Below are 20,218 nucleotides of genomic sequence, written 5' to 3'. Positions count from 1 at the left end.
CGCAATCGGTCAGGACGGCTGGGACACGCCCGCCGGCTGGTTCGGCTGCTTCAGAACCTGGTTCACTTCGTCGAGCGTCGGCATGGAAGGCGCCGTGCCCGGACGTGTCACGGAAATGCCCGCGAGCGCGCAGCCGAAACGCAACGCGGTCATGGCGTCGTCGCCGCGTGCGAGCGCGGCCGCGAAGCCGCCCGTGAAGCCGTCGCCGGCGCCCGCGGTTTCCACCACGCGGCCGCAGTGATAAGCGGGCACGAGAACCGATTGCGTCGCCGAATGCAGCAGCGCGCCGCCCTCGCCCAGCGTGACGATGACCGTGCCGACGCCTTTGGCGAGCAGCACGTCGGCGGCGCGGCGGGCGTCGTCGGCGTTCGCGATCGGTACGCCGGTGAGCGCGGTCGCTTCGGTTTCATTCGGGGTGATGTAGTCGCACAGCGGGAAGATGCCGTCGTCGAGCGGCAAGGCCGGCGCCGGATTGAACACAGTGATGACGCCGTGCCGGCGCGCCACTTCGAGCCCGCGGCGCGCGGCCTCGAGCGGCTGTTCGAGTTGCGTGACGAAAACCCGCGCGGCGGCGATGTCGGCTTCGATTGCGTCGACGTCCGCCGGCTCCATCGTCCCAGCCGCGCCGGAGGCGACGATGATCGCGTTCATGCCGCTGTTGTCGTCGACGAAAATATGCGCCGCGCCCGTCGAGACGCCTTCGATCACCGAGGCGCGCGCCGTGATGCCTTCAGCGGCCCACGTGGCGCGCGCAATCGCGCCGAACGCGTCGTTGCCGATGCGGGTGCAGAACACCACGTCGGCGCCGGCGCGCGCGGCCGCCACCGCCTGATTCGAGCCCTTGCCGCCCGGCCCCATCGCGAATGCCGAGCCCGCGATGGTCTCGCCGATCTGCGGCATGCGACCGGCGCGAAACGTCAGATCGGTGACGTAGATGCCGAGAATGACGACGCGTCCCTTTTCGCCTGGTTGCGTAGACATGTTCATGCGCGTTCCCCCTGATCCTGAACAGCCGGGTTCAAGGGAAGGTTCATCGATGCGTGAAGTGCGCACGGCACCTCGGCATTGAACTGCAGATCCAGATTCTTCGGCACGTTGTCTCCTCCATTTTCTGGTTGGCGTGCGTGTCTTTCAGACGTCCCGTACAGTGGCCAATCAATCGCCCATCAGTTGTCCATCAATCGCCGTACGGTATCCAGATGTTCTTGACCTGCACCGCCTGGCGCAGGAACGGCCGGCCTTCGCTCGAACGGTCGAACCAGTCGAACTGGCGGCCGTGATCGACAAACGTCCGCTTCAGATTGCCGACCGATTCGCGTTCGACCAGCGTCGAATCCGCCGCGCTGCCGAAGCACCAGACTGCGTCCACGTCGTCGTGTTTTGCGAGCGCCGGCAGCAGCGCGCCGTGTTCGCCGGTGACGATGTTCAGCACGCCGCCGGGCACGTCCGAGGTTTCGGCCACCTGGTAAAAGTCGGTGATCGTGAGCGGCGACGCCTCGCTCGGCAACACCACCACACGATTGCCCATAGCCAGCGCCGGCGCGGCCAGCGAAACGAAGCCGAGCAGCGGCGCTTCGTCCGGACAGGCGATGCCGATCACGCCGAGCGGCTCATGCATGGCCAGCGCCACACCGCGCAGCGGCGGCGTGTGCACGGCGCCGTCGAACTTGTCGGCCCACGCCGCGTACGTGAACAAACGCTGCACCGAGGCGTCCACTTCGGCGCGCGCCGCGGCTTCCGCCGCACCGTTTCGCACCATGAGCTGGCGCACGAATTCGTCCGCGCGCACGGCCAGGTTTTCGGCCAGATAGAACAGCACCTGCGCACGGTTATGCGTGCTTGCCTGCGACCACTTCTGCGCCGCGCGGGCCGCTTCGACCGCGTTACGGATGTCCTTGCGATTGCCCGCCGCCACCTCGCCGACAGGCGTGCCGTCCGGCGCGTGAACCGGCAGCGAATAGCCGCTGTCCGGCCGCGCCTGCTTGCCGCCGATAAAGAGCTTCGCGGTGCGGTCAATCGACGTTACGTTGGACAACGGATCGAGCGTGGCCGTGTTGCCGCTCGCGCTGCGCGCCGTGTGGCGCTCCGCAAGATTGAGCCACGCCCGCGGTTTCAGATATTCGTAGATGCCCTCACGCCCGCCTTCGCGGCCGTAGCCCGATTCGCGATAGCCGCCGAAGCCGACCGCCGCGTCGAACAGGTTGGTCGCATTGATCCAGACGACGCCGCATGCAAGACGCGGCGCAACATCGAGCGCGCGGCCGATAGTCTCGCTCCACACGCTCGCAGCGAGTCCGTAACGCGAGTTGTTGGCGAGCGCAATGGCTTCATCAGGGGTGCGAAAGCTCATCGTCACCAGCACCGGGCCGAAGATTTCTTCTTGCGCCAGCGTGGAAGCCGGCGCCACGCCGGTCACGAGCGTCGGCGGATAGAAGCAGCCGCCGCTCGGCAGCGTCGTCTCAGGAGACTGCCAGACCGAGCAGCCTTCGCGCCGGCCGGTTTCCACCAGCGACTGAATACGTTGGAGTTGTACCGGATCGACGATCGCGCCGAGGTCGATGCTCTTGTCGAGCGAGGTGCCCACGCGCAGCGTCGCCATGCGCCGCTTCAGTTTCGCGATAAACCGCGCCTCGACACCTTCCTGCACGAGCAGCCGCGAACCCGCGCAGCAGACCTGCCCCTGGTTGAACCAGATCGCGTCGACCACGCCTTCCACCGCGCCGTCCAGATCCGCGTCGTCGAACACGATGAAGGGTGACTTGCCGCCGAGTTCGAGCGTTAGCGATTTGCCGGAACCGGCCGTGGCCGAGCGGATCAGCCGGCCGACTTCCGTCGAACCGGTGAAGGCGATCTTGTCGACCTGCGGATGCTCGACCAACGCCGCGCCGGTGCGTCCATCGCCGGTGACCACGTTCAGCACGCCGGCCGGCAAACCCGCGCGATGCGCGAGTTCGGCGAACAGCAACGCGGTGAGCGGCGTGTATTCGGCCGGCTTCAGCACGACGCAGTTGCCCGTGGCAATAGCCGGCGCGATCTTCCACGCGAGCATCAGCAACGGGAAATTCCACGGCACGATCTGACCGACCACGCCGAGCGGCGCGTAATCGGCAAACTCACTCTCCTGCAACTGCGCCCAACCCGCGTGATGCAGGAAGTGCCGCGCGACGAGCGGCACGTCGATATCGCGCGTCTCGCGGATCGGCTTGCCGTTGTCGAGCGCTTCGAGCACGGCGAAGAGCCGGCTATGGCGTTGAACCATGCGCGCGAGCGCATACAGATGCCGCGCCCGCCCCGCCCCGCCCAATGAGAACCAGCCGGGCTGCGCGGCACGCGCGGCGGCCACCGCGGCGTCGATATCGGCAGCATCGCCCTGGGCGATATCCGCGAGCCGCTCGCCCGTTGCCGGCGCATGCGACGCAAAGCGTTCGCCGGCCGCGGGCGCATGCCACGCACCGCCGATGAAATGCCCGAAGCGCTCCTCGTGCTGCGCCAGCCAGGCGCGCGCGGGTTGATCGTCCTCGGGTGCGGGACCGTACTCCATCGATGAAAAATACTCGGCTACGCTCATGGGATCGGTCTTCTGTTCAGGCTACGGGGTGACGGTTGAAAGCGGAGTAACGGCCGCTCACGTAATGTTCGAGCTGGCGTTCGATATCGGCCAGCAGGCTCGACGCACCGATCCGGAAGAGTTCGGGTTCGAGCCACGCGCGGCCGAGTTCTTCTTTCATCAGGATCTGGTACGACAGCACCGACTTCGCACTCGACACGCCGCCCGCCGGCTTGAAGCCGATGAGCACGCCGGTGCGCTCCTGGTATTCGCGGATCATGCGCACCATCACGAGCGAAACGTCCAGCGTCGCATTGACGCCCTCCTTGCCGGTGGATGTCTTGATGAAGTCGGCGCCGGCCATCATGCAGACCATCGAGGCGCGCGCCACGTTCGAGAGCGTGCGGATATCGCCGGTGGCGAGGATGGTTTTCAGATGCGCCGGACCGCAGGCCGCGCGGAAGCCGCGCACTTCGTCGTAGAGCGCCTGCCAGTTGCCGGTCAGCACATATTCACGCGTAACGACAATGTCGATTTCCTGCGCGCCGTCTGCGACCGAGGCTTCGATCTCTTTCAGCTTCAGCGGATGTGGAATCAGCCCTGCGGGAAAACCCGTGGATACCGCCGCGACCGGAATGCCGCTGCCGTGCAGTGCATCGACGGCCGCCGCGACGAAGCGGTGATAGACACACACCGCGCCCGTCGTGATGCCTTGCGGCGCGATGCCGAGCGCTTCGAGCAGATCGGTGCGCACCGGTTGGCGTGCCTTTGCGCAAAGCCGGCGCACCCGGCCTTCCGTGTCGTCGCCATTGAGCGTGGTGAGGTCGATGCAGGTAATGGCTTTCAGCAGCCAGGCGGCCTGCGCATCTTTCTTGACGCTGCGGCGCGTGCCGAGCGTGGCGGTGCGCCGCTCCACCGCCGACTGATTGACGCGCAAGCCGTCGAGCCACGAGGCGTCGAACGGCATGCCGGGATTGCGCACCGGATGAACGAGCGGTGTGCCGCGCAGCGCGACGACCGATGAAGACTGCAATGGGGCTTCTGGCATAAGACATCCGGAAATATGACGCGACGCACAACAGCCGCCGACGATTTGTTCGCACTTATGCTACAACGATTGATAGAATCATAACAAGCTTTGCGAGCAATCGTTACATCAACACACACAGAAGCCCGCTGAACGCCTGTGAATGTTATTGACGCACCATATTCATGATGCGAAGATCACAACACAGTTTCGGCCGGACAGCGTCGTACAAAGAAAAGAATGTCGTCGCGTGGACGAAGGAGACATGCCAGATGAGTGAGCCGGTTGCGGTCGCGGCCGCGTCATCGCCTCAGGTTCCGTTGATCCGTGTTGCGGGCGTCACCAAACGATTTGGCGGCGTGCAAGCGCTGCGCGGCGTCGACCTTGAAGTGTTTCCCGGCGAAGTCCATGCGCTGCTCGGCGAAAACGGCGCGGGCAAATCCACGCTGATCAAGATCCTCAGCGGCGTGCATGCGTATGACGACGGCGTGATCGAAATCGCCGGCCACAAAGTCACGTTCGACTCGCCAGCGCAATCGCGCGACGCGGGTGTCGCCGTGGTCTACCAGGACTTGAGCCTCGTCGAATCGCTGTCGGTCGGCGCCAATCTCATGTTGGGCCGCGAGCCGCGGACACGTCTGGGCTTCGTGAAGAACCGCCAGCTCATGGCCACGGTCGGCGAATTTTTGCGCTCGCATGGCATCCCGCTCGATCCGAAGACGCCGGTCGGCGCGCTGCCCTTCGCCTACCGTCAAATGACCGAGATCTGCAAAGCCCTGATGGGCGACGTGCGGGTGCTGATACTCGATGAACCTACCTCCGCATTGACCGGCGGCGAAGAGCAGATTCTGTTCGACGCGATTCGCGCGGTCACGGCTCGCGGCGTGGGCGTGATCTATGTGACGCACCGGTTAAACGAGGTGTTCCGCATTTCGCAGCGCGTCACGGTATTCCGCGACGGCGCCAATGCCGGCACGTTCGACACAGCAAAGACGGATATGAAGCAACTGGTGGCGGCGATCGTCGGCTCCGGTCATGCCGCGCTGCAGGCACGGCAGAAAACGGCCGTGGGCGACGGCGCGATTTCCCGAGAACCGGCAAGCGCGTCGGCGATCGCCGAAGCGGCGGCCGACACCACGGTTGCGCCCGTGCTCAAGTTATCGAACGTCAGCAACGACCGGCTGCGTCACGTCGATCTCCTGCTTCGCCGCGGCGAAATCCACGGACTCGCGGGATTGATCGGCAGCGGCCGCACCGAGATTCTGCAAACCATCTTTGGCCTCCGTTCGGTCGACGCCGGCGCCATCGAGATCGACGGGCGAGCGCGTGCCCGCATCACGCCCGCCGAGGCCATTCAGCTCGGCGTCGCGCTGGTGCCGGAGGACCGGCATCTCGAAGGACTCGTGCTCGATCATTCGATCGAACGCAATCTGACGCTGCCGCGCCTCGCGCATTTTTCCCGCTGGGGATGGCTGCGCAGTCAGGCCGCCGTTCAGCAGGCGAGGCGCTCAATGAAGGAACTGTCGGTGAAGGCGCCCGGCCCTTCCACGGCGGTCAAGTTTTTATCCGGCGGCAACCAGCAGAAAGTGGTGTTCGCGAAGTGGAATCATCCACGTCCGCGGGTTCTTCTGCTCGACGAACCGACGGTAGGTGTGGACGTCGGCGCCCGCGAGGAAATCTACGGCGTGGTCAATCACGCCGCCCACGCGGGCACCGGCGTGCTCGTCGTGTCTTCGGACCTGGATGAACTCCTGCGCCTGTGCGACCGGATTTCGATTGTCGCGGACGGATCGATCGTCAAGACCGTCGAGCGCGCCGAACTCGCCAACGCCGAAGCGCTGCATCACCTGATCCAACTTTCCCGTTCTTCCATCGAGGCGCAAGCAATATGAACGAATCCGTCTCGCCGCTGACGTCCGAACGGCAGGCCTCGCCGCCGCAGAAAAGCCGGTTGCGGCGCATCGCCCGCGCCCTGCTGCAAGGCGACCGCCCCTATGCGCTTTATGGCGCGTTCGCGATTCTGCTGGTGGTGTTCAGCTTCGCGTCGCCGTGGTTTCTATCCATCGACAACTTCCTGAATATCGGCCGGCAAACCGCGCTCGTCTCGATCATCGCGATCGGCATGACCTTCGTGATCATTGCGCGACAGATCGATCTGTCGGTGGGCTCGACGTTGGCACTCTCGGGCATGTCCGCGGCGCTGGCCATGACGTATCTGGGCAACAACTGGGTCATCGGTGCGCTTGCGGGTATCGGCACCGGCGCGATAGTCGGCGCGATCAATGGGATCGTGACCACCCGCGTCAACATTCCTTCGTTTCTCGTCACGCTCGGCACACTGAGCGCCGCGCGCGGACTCGCGCTGATGGTCACGACCACCAAGCCCGTGATCATCGACAACGACTCGTTCATCGCGATCTTCGGCGAGGGCGATATTTTCGGCGTGCCCGTGCCGATCATCTGGACGGTGCTCGCCGTGATCGCCGGCATTCTGCTGCTGCACTACAGCGTGTTCGGCAGGCAGATCTATGCGGCGGGCGGCAATCCGACCGCGGCGCTGTACTCGGGCATCAACACGCGGCGCGTGACCACCCTCGCCTTCATTCTCACCGGCATGCTGGCCGGGCTCGCCGCGCTCGTGCTGTCGGCGCGCTCGCATGCGGCGCGGCCCGACGTCGTGCAAGGCATGGAGCTGGATGTGATCGCCTCCGTCACGCTCGGCGGCTGCAGTCTGTTCGGCGGCCGCGGCTTCGTGCTGGGGACGCTGCTCGGCAGTCTGATCATCGGCACGCTCAATAACGGGCTGGTGCTGCTCGGCGTCAGTTCGTCGCTTCAGTTGGTGATCAAAGGCGTGATCATCGTCGCGGCGGTCGCTTTTACGAGGAAATAGCAAAGCAGTGGTTCGGACGTGAAGATGTAAAGACTTGAAGACATGACGCACAGAGATGAAGACCAACGGAGGAGAGACATGAAACAGCATCGTGGTACGAGAACAGCGTTAGCCGGTGTCATGGCGGCGGCCGCCGTCGCATGCCTGGCTTCGTCGGGTGCTTACGCGCAATGCGTGACCAGCCTGCCGGCGGGATCGATCGGTCCGAAGACGATTGTCGGGCAAGGGCCGAACGGCGAAAAAGCCGCCTCGGTGGATGCCGTGAAGCTGACCGACGCCGACATCGCCAAAATCAAAGCCGGCAAATTCAAGGTCGGCATTTCCATGCAGACCATGAATCTCGACTGGTCGCAACTGCAGGTGCAAGGCATTACCGATACGCTGAAGAAGTACGGCGTGGAAGTGATCGGCACGGCATCGGCTGAATACCAGGTCGACAAGCAGATCGCCGATATCGAGAACACGATCCAGCGTCATCCGGACGGCATCATCTCGATTCCGGTCGACGGCACGGCAACGGCCGCCACCTACAAGAAAGTGTCGGCGGCCGGCATCAAGCTCGTGTTCATGGACAACGTGCCGACCGGCCTGAAGCATCCGGAACAATACGCCGCGATGATTTCGGCGGACAGCGAAGGCAACGGCCAGATCGCGGCGAAAGTGCTAGCCTCGTGCGTGCCGCAAGGCGCGACCGTCGGGCTCGTGAATTTCGGCGTGGATTACTTCAGCACGACGGAGCGCACCAAGGCCGTCAACGACTGGCTGAAGAAGAATCGCCCGGACATCAAGATCAAACAGGTTGCCTTCACGGACCCGTCGAAAGTCGGGCAGATCGCGGGCGATTTCCTCACCGGCAATCCGGACGTGAAGGGTCTATTCGCCGTATGGGATCAACCGGCGCTGGACACGCTCACTTCGATGCGCGCACAAGGCGTGACGATTCCCGTGACGACGGTCGACCTCGGCCTGCAATCCGCGATCGAAATCGCCAAGGGCGGGCCGCTGAAGGCCACCGGCTCGCAGCGTCCGTACGACCAGGGCGTCGCCGAGGCGCTGGCGATGATGAAAGCGCTCATCGGCCAGACGCCGCCGGCGTGGATCGGCGTGCAGTCCTTGCCGGTGGTTCAGTCGAACGTGCTCGAGTCTTATAAGACGGTGTTCAAGAAAGACCCGCCGCCGCAGCTTGCCGATGCCTGCAAGAAAGCCAAGCCGGCTTGCGGTTGACAGCAACGAGCCGCACCGCATCATCGCGTCGTTCTCCTTCAGCGTCCGAACGCCGGCGGCACAAGCCGGCGTCAGGCGCGAAATCTGCTACTCGATAGACCTGCCGCGTCGACTCGAAAAGGAGAAAACGATGACCCTGGTCATTTATCTGGTTGGCTGGATCATTCTGATCGGCGGCGTGTCCTGGGGATTGATGGCCATGCACGTCGCTCAACATACGATTGCCATCGTGGCGGTCATTCTGCTCGGCGTGGCCGTGATCACTGGCGCGACACGCGCTCGCAGCCGCGACCGTTCATAGCGCCGGCGCCGGCGTCCCCGCCGTGCGAACCGCGCCGGCATCCTGCGTGCCGTGCTCCAGCGCATAGAGTTCGCGATTGCGCGCCACTTCGGCTGCCGTCGGCGGATAGTCGTTGTCGTGTGTCGGCACGATGCCTTCGGCCTGTGCCTGCTGCAACTGAGCCATGACCTCCGCGCGCGTCAGCCCTGACGTGCTGGTTTGCGCAAAGGCATTGGCGCCGAACGTCAGACTGAGTGCGGTAACGGCAATAGCGCCAAGCAATTTCATGATGTCTCTCCGGGTAGCTGCGATCAATGAGTGGCATGGACCACGCTTCCCATTCTCGTCATTTCGCCTGTCCGGGCACTGACCTTCAGATTACCGTTCTGTTATCTCTCCCTTCCTGAAGAAACGCCGCGAGTCGCCGCGCCATAGCGCCGCCCATTCGAATCGCCACGCGCATAACAGAACCGTAATCCAGGCGACGGCGGCCCGTCAGCGCCCCCACGCCACACTCCTGACTCATGAAGCCCGCGTCACCCAGTCCCGCCGCATGGCAACGACGCGAACCTCCATCGGCCTCTTTTCAGGAACCCGTCATGTGGATCGTCAGGCTCGCGCTGCGCCGCCCTTATACCTTCGTGGTCCTCGCCGTGCTGATTTTTATCGCCGGCCCGCTCGCGATACTGCGCACACCGACCGATATTTTTCCGAACATCAATATCCCGGTGGTCAGCATTGTCTGGACCTATAATGGCTTCTCCGCCCAGGACATGGCCAATCGCATCACGTCCAACTACGAGCGCGCGCTGACCTCGGACGTCGACGATATCGAGCATATCGAGTCGCAATCGCTGAACGGCGTCTCTGTAGTGAAGATCTTTTTCCATCCGGGCGCGGATATCAATCGGGCGATTGCCGAAGCGGCGTCCAATTCGGCGTCGATCCTGCGCGTGCTGCCGCCCGGCACGTTGCCGCCGAACATCATTACGTATAACGCGTCGACGGTGCCGATCCTGCAGCTTGGCCTGTCCAGCAACACGCTCTCGGAACAGCAGCTCTACGACCTCGGCAACAGCCAGATCCGCACGCAACTGGCAACGGTGCAAGGCGCGTCGGTGCCGCTGCCGTTCGGCGGCAAGGTCCGCCAGATCATGGTGGATATCGATCCGCGCGCCTTGCAGGCCAAAGGCCTCGCGCCGCTCGACGTGGTCAACGCCGTCAACGCGCAGAACCTGATCCTGCCGGGCGGCACGGCGAAGATCGGCACGAAGGAATACAACGTGCAGATGAACGGCAGCACCGACACCGTGGCGGCGCTCAACGATCTGCCGATCAAGACCGTGGCCGGCGGCGTGGTCTATGTGCGCGACGTCGCTCACGTGCGCGACGGCTATGCGCCGCAGACCAACATCGTGCGCAGCGACGGCAAACGCGCCGCGCTCCTCACCATCGAAAAATCCGGCAGTACGTCGACGCTCACCATCATCCAGCAGGTCAAGTCGATGCTGCCGCATATCGCCGCCGGCCTGCCGAGCGCGCTGCACATCACCGCGCTCTCGGACCAGTCCGTGTTCGTGAAGTCGGCGGTGGTGGGCGTGGCGCGCGAGGCCTTGATCGCCGCCGCTCTCACCGCCGTGATGATCCTGCTGTTTCTCGGCAGCTGGCGCGCCACGCTGATCATCGCGGTGTCGATTCCGCTCGCCGTGCTGACCTCGCTGATCGCGCTGTCCGCGCTCGGGCAGACCATCAACATCATGACGCTCGGCGGCCTCGCGCTCGCGGTGGGGATTCTCGTCGACGACGCCACGGTCGCAATCGAAAACATCACGCACCATCTGGAGAACGGCGAGCCGCTATACGACGCGATCCTGAACGGCTCGGGCGAAATCGCCGTGCCGACGTTCGTCTCGACCCTGTCGATCTGTATCGTGTTCGTGCCGATGTTCCTGCTCTCAGGCGTGGCGCGCTATCTGTTCGTACCGCTCGCGGAAGCGGTGGTGTTCGCGATGATCGCGTCGTACTTCTTCTCGCGCACGCTGGTGCCGACGCTCGCCATGTACCTGATGCGCGCGCGCAGCAATGCGCCCGTCACCGGCAACGGCCCGATTGCGCGGCTGATCCGCTTTCAGGCCGGGTTCGAGCACCGTTTCGAATTGCTGCGCGAACGCTATCGCGGCGTGCTCGCCGCGGCGATCGCGAGTCCGCGGCGCTTTATCGCGATCTTTCTGCTGCTTTGCCTCGGCTCGCTCGCGCTGGTGCCGTTTGCGGGGCGCGACTTCTTCCCGGCCGTGGATACCGGCGAGATCCGCCTGCATCTGCGTGCGCCGACCGGCACGCGGATCGAGGACACCGCGAGCATCACCGACCAGGTCGAAGCGCGTGTGCGCGACGTGATTCCGAAGCAGCAGCTCGCGGCGATTCTGGACAACATCGGCGTGCCGGTGAGCGGTATCAATCTGACCTACGACTCGTCGGATCCGATCGGCCCCGAAGATGCCGACGTGATGATCACGCTCGCGCCGAAACACAAGCCGACCGCGCAATACGTGGCGACGCTGCGCACCACGCTCACCAAAGATTTCCCCGGCGTGACGTTCGCCTTCCTGCCCGCGGATATCGTCAGCCAGATTCTCAACTTCGGCCTGCCCGCGCCGATCGACATCCAGATTGTCGGCAACAAGCTCGACGCCAACCGCGCGGTGGCGAACCGCCTGCTCGCGCAACTGCGCGGCGTGCGCGGCCTCGTCGACGCGCGCATCCAGCAGCCCGGCGACGCGCCCGCGATCAACGTCAACGTGGATCGCACCCGCGCGATTCAGGCCGGCCTGCTGCAACGCGACGTGTCGCAGAACCTGCTGATCGCGCTGTCCGGCAGTTCGCAGACCTCGCCGAACTTCTGGCTCGACCCGCACAACGGCGTGAGCTATCCGCTCATGGCGATGATGCCGCAGTACGACATCAACTCACTGCAAGCGCTCGCCAATATTCCGGTCGCGCAGAAAGGCGGCGCGACGTCGCCCGCGGCGGCAGCCTCGTTCTCGGCGAGCGGCGCGGGCCCCGCGCCGCAAAACCTGCTCGGCGCCTTGAGCACGCTGACACGCGGCACGCAGCAAGCCGTGGTCTCGCACTACAACGTGCAGCCGGTGCTCGATATTTTCGCGTCGGTGCAAGGGCGCGATCTCGGCGGCGTGGCGGCGGACGTGAACCGGCTCGTCGAGCAGATCCGGCCGCAACTGCCGCCGGGCGCGTCCATCGTGGTACGCGGCCAGGTGCAGGCCATGCACGATTCGTTCAGCGGCCTCGCAAGCGGCCTCGTGTTCGCCATCGGCCTCGTCTATCTGCTGATGGTCGTCAATTTCCAGTCGTGGCTCGACCCGTTCATCATCATCAGCGGCTTGCCGGGTTCGCTCGCGGGGATTGCGTGGATGCTGTTCAGCACCGGCACCCGCCTGAGCGTGCCGGCGCTCACCGGCACGATTCTGTGTATCGGCATTGCCACGGCGAACAGCATTCTCGTCATCAACACCGCCCGCGAAGCCCACCAGGCCGGCCAGCCGCCGCTCGCGGCCGCGCTCGAAGCCGGCTTCAGCCGCTTCCGTCCAGTGCTGATGACCGCGCTCGCCATGCTGATCGGCATGCTGCCGATGGCGCTCGGCCTCGGCGACGGCGGCGAACAGAACGCGCCGCTCGGCCGCGCCGTGATCGGCGGCCTCGCGCTCGGCACGATGTCGACCTTGCTGTTCGTCCCGGTCGTCTACGGGATGGTGCATGCGTGGCTCGACAAGCGCCGCGCGGCACGCAGCGAAAAAAAGCCGAATCCGCCGTCCCCGCCCGCACCCTTTGATTTCGACGAGACCTATGCCATGAACGATTCATCACTTCAGCCGGGGCTTGGTGAGCAGCCACCCAAGGCCGTGAAAACCACCCACACCGCTCACGCCGGCGCCGCTCACCCCGCGCCCGAGCCCGACCCACACGCGAAACCGCGCCGCCGTCTGTGGCCGTTCGCACTGGGCGGCCTCGCCGTGGCGCTGCTGATCGCCGGCATCGTGCCGCGCCTTCATGCCAGCGCCGCGCTCACCGAGCAAACACAAGCGCAAAGCATGCTCGTCGTGTCGGTGGTCAAGCCGCGCCCCGCGCCGAGCGTGAATGAACTGCTGCTGCCCGGCTCCGTGATGCCGTTCGCCGAAGCCTCGATCTACGCGCGCACGAGCGGCTATCTCGCGCACTGGAACACCGACATCGGCACGCAGGTGAAAAGCGGGCAGGTTCTCGCGACGATCGAAGCGCCCGATCTGGACGCGCAACTGCGCCAGGCCCGCGCCGACGAAGCCACCGCGCAGGCCAATTTCGACTACGCGAAGACCACCGCGCAGCGCTGGGAGGACATGCTGAAGACCCAGTCGGTCGCGCAGCAGGACGCCGACGCCAAGGTCAGCGACATGGAAGCGCGCCGCGCAATGCTGGCGTCGGCGCAGGCCAATGTCGCACATCTGGCCGAACTGGTCTCGTACGAGAAAATCACCGCGCCGTTCGACGGCGTGATCACCGCACGCAACGTGGACGTCGGCGCACTGGTGACGGCGGGCGGCACGCCCGGCACCGCGGGCATGTCGGGCGAGCTGTTCCATATCCAGCAGAACGGCGTGCTGCGAGTGTTCGTCGACGTGCCGCAGAACGACGCGCCTTACGTCACGCCGGCCACCGGCGTCTATCTGAGCGCCCAGCAGTATCCGGGCCGCCGCATCCCCGCGAAGGTGGCGCGCAGCACCGGCTCGATCGATCCGTCGAGCCGCACGCTGCGCGTCGAGGTGGACGTCGACAACAAGGACGGCGCGCTGATGCCCGGCGCTTACACGCAGGTGCATCTGCAGCTGCAATCGGCCACGCCGGCGCTCGACGTGCCCGTCAGCGCCCTGCTGTTCCGGCCGGACGGCGTGACGGTCGCGGTGGTGGACAGCAATGGCCGCGCGGTGCTGAAGACCGTGCATATCGGCCGCGATTTCGGCACGCACGTGGAAATCACGACGGGACTCGCCGCCACCGACCGCGTGATCGACAACCCGAGCGATTCGCTGAGCACCGGCCAGATGGTTCAGATCATGCCGGCCATGCACGGCTGAGCGCCTCATCACAGAAAGGATCCGCCGATGTTCTCCCTGTCTCTTTCACGACCGCTGCCGCGCCGCGCGCTGGCGGCCACGCTGATCGGCGCGCTGCTCAGCGCGTGCTCGACCCTGCCGCCCTATCAGCGCCCGAGCGCCGAGATCCCCGCGCACTACGCGGGCGCCGCGCCCGGCTGGGCGCAAGCCGCGCCAGGCGACGCCGCACCGCGCGGCCCCTGGTGGACGATCTTCAACGATCCGGTGCTCGATCAGCTCGAAGCGCGCATCGACATATCGAACCAGACCGTGCGCAAAGCGGTCGCGCAGGTTCAGCAAGCGCGCTCGATGGTGGACTATCAGCGCGCCGGCTTCTTCCCGACGATCACCGCCGGTGTCGCGCAGGACCGTTACCGGACCTCGCAGAACGTCGAAGGAAAGTCGCTCGCGGGCAAGACCGTGCCGGACTATTCCGCGGGCGTGGCGGCGAGCTGGGAGCCGGATCTGTTCGGTCGGGTGCGCGACAGTGTGAACGGTGCGCAGGCCGACGCTCAGGCGAGCGAAGCGGACCTCGAAGGCGTGCGCCTCGCGATGAGCGCGGATCTGGCCATCGACTATTTCTCGCTGCGCTCGCTCGACACGCAAAAGAAGCTGCTCGACGACAGCGTGAGCGCCTACGCCGCCGCGCTGAAGCTCCTGCAGCAGCAGTTGAAAAACGGCGCGATCGACGCCTCCGCCGTGGCGCAGGCCACGACGCAACTCGAAGCGACGCGCACCCAGGACACCGACATCGACGTGACACGCTCGCAGATGCAGCACGCGATCGCCACGTTGATCGGCGAGCCGGCTTCGAGCTTCACGCTGCCGCCGAACGGCTCCGCTGTGACGCCGCCCGCGATTCCGCCCGGCTTGCCGTCGCAACTGCTGGAACGGCGCCCCGATATCGCCGCCGCTGAACGGCGCGTGGCGTCGGCGAACGCGCAGATCGGCGTGGCGCATGCGGCGTTTTTTCCGGACCTGGTGCTGTCCGCGAGCGCCGGGCTCGAAAGCTCGTTCTTCGCCCCGTGGCTAAGCGCGCCGAGCCTGTTCTGGTCGCTCGGGCCGCAACTGGCCGGCACGCTGTTCGACGGCGGCAAACGCAAGGCCAGCCTGCACGGCGCCACCGCGCAATACGACGGCGCCGTGGCGGATTATCGTCAGTCGGTGCTGGTGGCGTTCCAGCAGGTCGAAGACAACCTCTCCGCGCTGCACTCCCTCGCCGACGAAGCCGTCAGCCAGCAGCGCGCCACCACCGCCGCGGATCTGTCGTTGCAGCTCACCACGAACCGTTTCAACGCCGGCGCAGTCAGCTATCTCGACGTGGTCACGGCGCAGACGATCGCGCTTTCGAACCAGCGGATCGCGGATCAGATCGCCGCGCGGCAGTTGGAGTCGAGTGTGCTGCTGCTGGAGGCGTTGGGCGGGACGTGGGGCAATGGAAGCAGGAGCGCGGCGGGTGCGGCTTAGGGACAACTTGGGTCAACTTCGGGTCAAGCTGGGCTCGCCTCGCGCGTTCACGCGCTGCGCCGGAACGTCAGCACGAACCGCGTGCTCCGCGCATCGCTCTGCGCGTGCACGGACCCGCCGTGCAGTTCCATGATCGTGCGCACGATAGCGAGCCCGAGCCCCGTGGAGCCGGAAGACCCTTGCGACAACCCCGCCGACGGCAGCGCACTGCGCGACGGATCGACCCGGTAGAAGCGGTCGAAAATCCGTTCGATGTGCTCGGCCGGAATCGGCTGCCCCTGGTTCTCCACGGTCACGCGCACTGCGTCGGCCGACTCGCTAGCGTCCAGCGCGATCTCGCCGCCCGGCGGCGTATAGCGAATGGCGTTGGCAAGCAGATTGCTCACGGCGCGGCGGAACAGTTCGAGATCCGCGGTCAGACCGGCCGCGCCGCTGACGCGCACGCGCACATTCGCGTCCTCGGCAATCCCTTCGAAGTAGTCGGCGATATGCGCCAACTCCTGCCCCACATCGAACGCACGCATATGCTTGACGAACTGCGGATGCTCGGCGCGCGCCAGAAACAGCACGTTCTCGATCATCTTCGAGAGCCGGTCGCACTCTTCCAGATTCGACGCGAGCACCGATTCGTATTCGTCGACGGAACGCGGCCGCGCCAGCGCGACTTCAGCGGCGCCGCGCATGTTGCTGAGCGGCGTGCGCATGTCGTGTGCAAGGTCGGCGGTGAAACGTGACAGACGCTGAAAACCGTGCTCGACGCGCTCGAGCATCGCGTTCAGCGCGGCCACCAGCGTTTCGAGTTCGCTCGGCACGCGCGCCACCGCGATTCGCGTATGCAGGCGATTCACTGTGACGAGGCTCGCGCTCGCCGCGATATCGCGCAACGGCCGCAGCGCGGCACGAATCAGCAGGTAGCCGAGCAGCACGGCCAGCAGCACGCCGGCCACGCCCGCCAGGTTGAGCTTGTCGCGGTAACGGTCCAGCAGGAGCCAGCGGTCGCTCATGTTGCGCGCCACCAGCACGCTTGCCGTGTCGCCGTCGCGCAGCCGCGCGTCGGTGAGAATGCCGCGGATCGGCGCGCCGTTGCGGCCGGTCCAATCGCCGATATCGGCTTCCGTAATGCGCTCGGTTGCCGCCACTCGCGTGAGCGGCGGCAACGCCGCCAGCGTTGCGGCGCCGCTCGCCGCATCCGGCGCCGCGAGCACGCCGGCGATGTTGTGTTCGATCGCCCGCGCGCCGTCGGGATCGAACACTTCCATCGACATGGCTTCGTTGCCCAGCACGATGCTGGTCAAGCGCTCACTGTGGTCGCGAATGCCCTGCGCCGTGTCCAGTTCCTCGGCGAGCCGCCGTGCATGACGCGCGGCGAGCACGATGTCGAGATTGTCCTGCGCCTTGATCTGCTTTTCGAGCGCGAGATACAGAAAACTGCCGACCAGCACGAAAACCGCCAGCGTCGTGGCGCCGAACGCCAGCGCGAGCGTCGCGGCGAGCGAGCGGCCGCGCATCAGGCCGTGTCCTTCAGTTCGAGCACATAGCCCACGCCGCGCACGGTGTGAATCAGCTTGACGGGAAAGTTATCGTCGATCTTGGTGCGCAAGCGGCGGATCGCGACTTCGACCACATTGGTGTCGCTGTCGAAATTCATATCCCACACGTACGACGCGATCTGCGTGCGGCTCAGCACTTCGCCCTGACGCCGCGCGAGCAGTTGCAGCAGCGAGAATTCACGCGGCGTGAGATCGATGCGCGTGCCGCCGCGCTTCACGCGCCGGCGGTTCACGTCCATTTCCAGGTCGCCCACCTTGATCAGTTCGCTTTCGCGCGGCGGCCCGCGGCGGGCCAGCGTGCGCACGCGGGCCAGCAGTTCGACGAAGGCAAAAGGTTTGACGAGGTAATCGTCCGCGCCGAGTTCGAGGCCGCGCACGCGGTCGTCCACGTCGTCGCGCGCGGTGAGGAACAGCACGGGCGTGGTGCGCGTGGTGCGCAAGGTCTTGACGACGCCCCAGCCGTCCATGCCGGGCAACATCACGTCGAGCACGATCACGTCGTACTCTTCTTCGAGGGCGAGGATCAGCCCTTGCGGGCCGTCGTTCGCCACGTCGACCGCGTAGCCGGATTCTTCCAGGCCTTTCTTCAGATAGGCCGCTGTTTTCAGCTCGTCCTCGATTACCAGGATTCGCATCGGTTGCTCCGCTTTGCGTTGACGGTGAAATCATACCGTCAAGCACTCGGGCGCGTGATTACGATCCGGTAATGTTCGCGCGCTCACTCCGCATGCGCGCGGCCCGTTTCCGAAGAAGCCTGCATGGCGGGCGCCAGCGCCGCTCCATCTTCCCCCGCATGCGGCGCCGCAGCACCGGCGTGCCGCAGCTTCTTCGCCCTGCCGATCAGCTCGCGGGTCAAACGCCGCGCGCGAATCGCCGCGAGGCCCCAGTTCGAATTGATGGTCTGCACGGTCCACGCGGTGGTCGCTTCGCCGCGCGACCAGTACGCCTTGAAGTCTTCGGTGCCGACGCCGAAATCGAGGTCGTAGCCGCTGTCGAAGGCCCATTTCACGCATTGCTCGACGGCGATCAGGCCCGGGCAGAACTTGCCGTAGTGCGGGTCGAAGCCGGCGAAGATCGCGCTCGCCCACGGATTGCCCACGCTCGCGATGATCGCGGCCACCGGCGTTTCGTCCAGTGTGACCACGATCAGGCGCGCCATCGAGGGCACTTCGCCCGAATAGATCAGCTTGCCCAGGAAGCGCTCGAACTCGGGCAGATCGAGCCATACGCTGCGCTTGCCGACGCGATCGCTCCACGCCCGTTTACATTTGAACATCCACTCGATGATGGATGCCGTTTCGCTTTCTTCCGCCGGATCGAACGTGCGCACGGCGACCGTGCCTTCTTTCGACAACTTCTTCGCGAAGCCGCCGGGCCGCTTGCCGAACAGAGTGCCAAGCGTCTGGCAATACGCGTCCCAACTGCCGTGCCCGCGCAACCTGGCGACGGACGCGTTGTGCGCCTCGCTGAACAGGATCCTGCGTTCCCGCATAACGAGCGTGTACAGTTCGAGCCGCTCACGCACGTACGGCAGGTGGATGAAGTCGGCGCCGCAACGCCGGCGAGCCGTGTCCCACGCGCCCGCCACCCGCGCCGCGGCCGCTTCGCCGGCCTCGACCAGCACGCTCGTGAAGTCGCCGCCCTGCGGGCCGAGCGGCACGAGATAGGTCCACAGCGAGCGTTTGACCGCTTCGAGCGGCCAGATCATCACCAGCTTTCCGTCTTCGCGGCACACAATGCATTTCAGCTTGCGGCCATGCGGCTTCGACACGTGCTTCCATGCCAGCCAGCAAAACGCGAACGACTGATAGCAATAGCCTTGCGCGTTTGACCACAGCGCGTCCCATTCGGGCTGCAGGGCGCGAAATTCAGCTTCGTCGCTGATGACGTCGTAGCGCCGTGTGGTCCGGGTTGTCTCATCCATGTCGCCTCACACCGTAGCGTGTCGTGTTTTTTGTTCCCGAGCCGGTCAGTGGGGAAAGCGCGGACGCCGGACCCCGCCGGCGCCGACTGGAGCGGGTGACATGAGCATGCTCCGACGCATGCTTAAGGTGTGTGCGGCGCCGCACGCTGCAATGCGGCGTGACGGCGGTTCCGGTATTGCAGCGCCGGAAGGCGCACGTGACGGCGCCGCCGGGGGGTGCGCGGGTTGCACGCTACTCGACGTTGTCCGCGACATCGGTCATGCGGATCATGTGCGGCTTGACGACGTCGTCCTCGTCGTCGTGGCTTTCCGTGGGCGGATGGATCAACGCTTCGAGCCGCGCCCTGGTGGCCAGAAACTCCGGCGACGTGACCTGCGAGTAATCGCGCGGTCGGGGCACCGGCACTTCGATCAGCTCCTGCACCTCGCCGGGATTCGCCTTCAGGACCAGAATACGGTCGGCCAGAAAGATCGCCTCGTCCAGATCGTGCGTGATGAACAGCACGGTCACGTCGATGTTGCGCCAGATATCGAGCAGATGCGTCTGCATCTTCGCGCGCGTTTGCGCGTCGAGTGCGCCGAACGGTTCGTCCATCAGCAGAATGCGCGGCCGGTTCGCGAGCGCGCGGGCAATCGCCACACGCTGCTTCATGCCGCCCGACAATTGATGCGGATAGGCATTGGCGAACTTCGTCAGGCCGACCAGATCCAGCCACTGCAGCGCCTCGCGCTCCGCATGGAGGGTGGCGTGGCCGTTCATCTTCAGACCGAACATGACGTTCTTCTTGACCGTCAGCCACGGAAACAGCGTGTAGCCCTGAAACACCATGCCGCGGTCGGCGCCCGGCCCCTGCACGGGTTTGCCGTCGAGCAGCACGCTGCCGCCGGTTTGCCGCTCCAGTCCGGCGAGAATGCGGATCAGCGTGGACTTGCCGCAGCCCGACGGTCCGATCACGCAGACGAACTCGCGCCGGTGCGTCTTGAAGCTGATGCCGTCGAGCGCGGTGCACTCGCCCTGCGGCGTCTCGAAGCGCTTGCCGAGCTCGCGCACCTCCAGAATCACCTCACGCGACTTCAGGCGGTCGAAACGTTCGCGCACCGCTTCGGACTGGATCAGGTACGACGGAATCGGTTGCGGATTTAACATGATGGAATCCCTTGAATG

General features: G+C 65.4%; 14 protein-coding genes and 1 pseudogene. 7 read left to right on the top strand and 8 right to left on the bottom strand.

The window, feature by feature from the left end; genetic code table 11:
• Nucleotides 1-9: 9 nt before the first annotated feature.
• The 3 genes from rbsK to deoC all read right to left on the bottom strand — a co-directional run bounded on the left by rbsK (nt 10) and on the right by deoC (nt 4,595).
• On the bottom strand, nt 10-981 hold the full coding sequence (rbsK, locus tag NE850_RS06975) for a ribokinase (RefSeq protein WP_035517200.1): 972 nt from the start codon (nt 979-981) through the stop codon (nt 10-12).
• Nucleotides 982-1,177: 196 nt separating this feature from the next.
• On the bottom strand, nt 1,178-3,568 hold the full coding sequence (locus tag NE850_RS06970; protein WP_310698567.1) for an aldehyde dehydrogenase family protein: 2,391 nt from the start codon (nt 3,566-3,568) through the stop codon (nt 1,178-1,180).
• Between the two features lie 16 nt (nt 3,569-3,584).
• A complete protein-coding gene (gene deoC / locus NE850_RS06965) occupies nt 3,585-4,595 on the bottom strand; it encodes a deoxyribose-phosphate aldolase (RefSeq protein ID WP_310698566.1) in 1,011 nt (336 codons plus the stop codon).
• Nucleotides 4,596-4,846: 251 nt separating this feature from the next.
• Between deoC and NE850_RS06960 the strand changes: the two genes are divergently transcribed.
• From NE850_RS06960 to NE850_RS06945, 4 genes are all read left to right on the top strand, one after another.
• Complete coding sequence (locus NE850_RS06960) at nt 4,847-6,466, top strand: sugar ABC transporter ATP-binding protein (protein WP_310698565.1); 1,620 nt, start codon at nt 4,847-4,849, stop codon at nt 6,464-6,466.
• Complete coding sequence (locus tag NE850_RS06955) at nt 6,463-7,464, top strand: ABC transporter permease (protein ID WP_007177300.1); 1,002 nt, start codon at nt 6,463-6,465, stop codon at nt 7,462-7,464. The genes NE850_RS06960 and NE850_RS06955 overlap by 4 nt, the downstream gene beginning before the upstream one ends.
• Before the next feature lie 78 nt (nt 7,465-7,542).
• The gene (locus NE850_RS06950) at nt 7,543-8,688 is read left to right on the top strand and encodes a substrate-binding domain-containing protein (protein WP_007177301.1); all 1,146 of its coding nucleotides are present in this window, start codon (nt 7,543-7,545) and stop codon (nt 8,686-8,688) included.
• A gap of 130 nt (nt 8,689-8,818) precedes the next feature.
• Nucleotides 8,819-8,989 carry a hypothetical protein gene (locus NE850_RS06945; RefSeq protein ID WP_007177302.1) on the top strand — a complete coding sequence of 57 codons (171 nt, stop codon included), beginning with the start codon at nt 8,819-8,821 and terminating at the stop codon, nt 8,987-8,989.
• On the opposite strand, the gene NE850_RS06940 is transcribed toward NE850_RS06945, so the two are convergent.
• Nucleotides 8,984-9,256 carry a DUF4148 domain-containing protein gene (locus NE850_RS06940; protein ID WP_007177303.1) on the bottom strand — a complete coding sequence of 91 codons (273 nt, stop codon included), beginning with the start codon at nt 9,254-9,256 and terminating at the stop codon, nt 8,984-8,986. The two genes, NE850_RS06945 and NE850_RS06940, sit on opposite strands and share 6 nt — an antisense overlap.
• 311 nt (nt 9,257-9,567) lie before the next feature.
• Between NE850_RS06940 and NE850_RS06935 the strand changes: the two are divergent.
• The 3 genes and pseudogenes from NE850_RS06935 to NE850_RS06930 form a co-directional block, all read left to right on the top strand.
• Nucleotides 9,568-12,774: pseudogene (locus tag NE850_RS06935) on the top strand (efflux RND transporter permease subunit); the annotation flags it as partial.
• Between the two features lie 60 nt (nt 12,775-12,834).
• Nucleotides 12,835-14,094 (top strand): efflux RND transporter periplasmic adaptor subunit, encoded by a 1,260-nt coding sequence (locus tag NE850_RS39410; protein ID WP_007177305.1) that lies wholly within the window; start codon nt 12,835-12,837, stop codon nt 14,092-14,094.
• A gap of 27 nt (nt 14,095-14,121) precedes the next feature.
• Nucleotides 14,122-15,579, top strand: coding sequence for an efflux transporter outer membrane subunit (locus NE850_RS06930; RefSeq protein ID WP_007177306.1), 1,458 nt, complete (start codon nt 14,122-14,124; stop codon nt 15,577-15,579).
• Between the two features lie 47 nt (nt 15,580-15,626).
• On the opposite strand, the gene NE850_RS06925 is transcribed toward NE850_RS06930, so the two are convergent.
• The 4 genes from NE850_RS06925 to NE850_RS06910 form a co-directional block, all read right to left on the bottom strand.
• A complete protein-coding gene (locus NE850_RS06925) occupies nt 15,627-17,087 on the bottom strand; it encodes a heavy metal sensor histidine kinase (RefSeq protein ID WP_310698563.1) in 1,461 nt (486 codons plus the stop codon).
• Nucleotides 17,087-17,764 carry a heavy metal response regulator transcription factor gene (locus tag NE850_RS06920; protein ID WP_007177308.1) on the bottom strand — a complete coding sequence of 226 codons (678 nt, stop codon included), beginning with the start codon at nt 17,762-17,764 and terminating at the stop codon, nt 17,087-17,089. Before NE850_RS06920 ends, NE850_RS06925 begins: the two co-directional genes overlap by 1 nt.
• Nucleotides 17,765-17,847: 83 nt before the next feature.
• Nucleotides 17,848-19,053, bottom strand: a complete 1,206-nt coding sequence (locus NE850_RS06915; RefSeq protein ID WP_007177309.1) for a GNAT family N-acetyltransferase — start codon at nt 19,051-19,053, stop codon at nt 17,848-17,850.
• A 232-nt stretch (nt 19,054-19,285) separates the two neighbouring features.
• Entirely contained in the window at nt 19,286-20,200 is a 915-nt protein-coding gene (locus NE850_RS06910; RefSeq protein WP_007177310.1) for an ABC transporter ATP-binding protein, read from the bottom strand.
• Between the last annotated feature and the right edge of the window lie 18 nt (nt 20,201-20,218).

The sequence above is a fragment of the Paraburkholderia sp. USG1 genome (genome assembly GCF_031570135.1).
In the GTDB taxonomy this organism is placed as follows: Bacteria; Pseudomonadota; Gammaproteobacteria; order Burkholderiales; family Burkholderiaceae; genus Paraburkholderia; species Paraburkholderia dioscoreae.
This window is presented reverse-complemented; position numbering and strand designations above follow the sequence as displayed.

Bases quoted from the DNA above. Each gene is read 5' to 3' on its own strand.
- deoC (WP_310698566.1), bottom strand. From the start codon at position 4,595: ATGCCAGAAGCCCCATTGCAGTCTTCATCGGTCGTCGCGCTGCGCGGC.
- NE850_RS06960 (WP_310698565.1), top strand. From the start codon at position 4,847: ATGAGTGAGCCGGTTGCGGTCGCGGCCGCGTCATCGCCTCAGGTTCCG.
- NE850_RS06970 (WP_310698567.1), bottom strand. From the start codon at position 3,568: ATGAGCGTAGCCGAGTATTTTTCATCGATGGAGTACGGTCCCGCACCC.
- NE850_RS06915 (WP_007177309.1), bottom strand. From the start codon at position 19,053: ATGGATGAGACAACCCGGACCACACGGCGCTACGACGTCATCAGCGAC.
- NE850_RS06955 (WP_007177300.1), top strand. From the start codon at position 6,463: ATGAACGAATCCGTCTCGCCGCTGACGTCCGAACGGCAGGCCTCGCCG.
- NE850_RS06945 (WP_007177302.1), top strand. From the start codon at position 8,819: ATGACCCTGGTCATTTATCTGGTTGGCTGGATCATTCTGATCGGCGGC.
- NE850_RS06925 (WP_310698563.1), bottom strand. From the start codon at position 17,087: ATGCGCGGCCGCTCGCTCGCCGCGACGCTCGCGCTGGCGTTCGGCGCC.
- NE850_RS39410 (WP_007177305.1), top strand. From the start codon at position 12,835: ATGAACGATTCATCACTTCAGCCGGGGCTTGGTGAGCAGCCACCCAAG.
- rbsK (WP_035517200.1), bottom strand. From the start codon at position 981: ATGTCTACGCAACCAGGCGAAAAGGGACGCGTCGTCATTCTCGGCATC.
- NE850_RS06940 (WP_007177303.1), bottom strand. From the start codon at position 9,256: ATGAAATTGCTTGGCGCTATTGCCGTTACCGCACTCAGTCTGACGTTC.
- NE850_RS06920 (WP_007177308.1), bottom strand. From the start codon at position 17,764: ATGCGAATCCTGGTAATCGAGGACGAGCTGAAAACAGCGGCCTATCTG.
- NE850_RS06950 (WP_007177301.1), top strand. From the start codon at position 7,543: ATGAAACAGCATCGTGGTACGAGAACAGCGTTAGCCGGTGTCATGGCG.
- NE850_RS06910 (WP_007177310.1), bottom strand. From the start codon at position 20,200: ATGTTAAATCCGCAACCGATTCCGTCGTACCTGATCCAGTCCGAAGCG.
- NE850_RS06930 (WP_007177306.1), top strand. From the start codon at position 14,122: ATGTTCTCCCTGTCTCTTTCACGACCGCTGCCGCGCCGCGCGCTGGCG.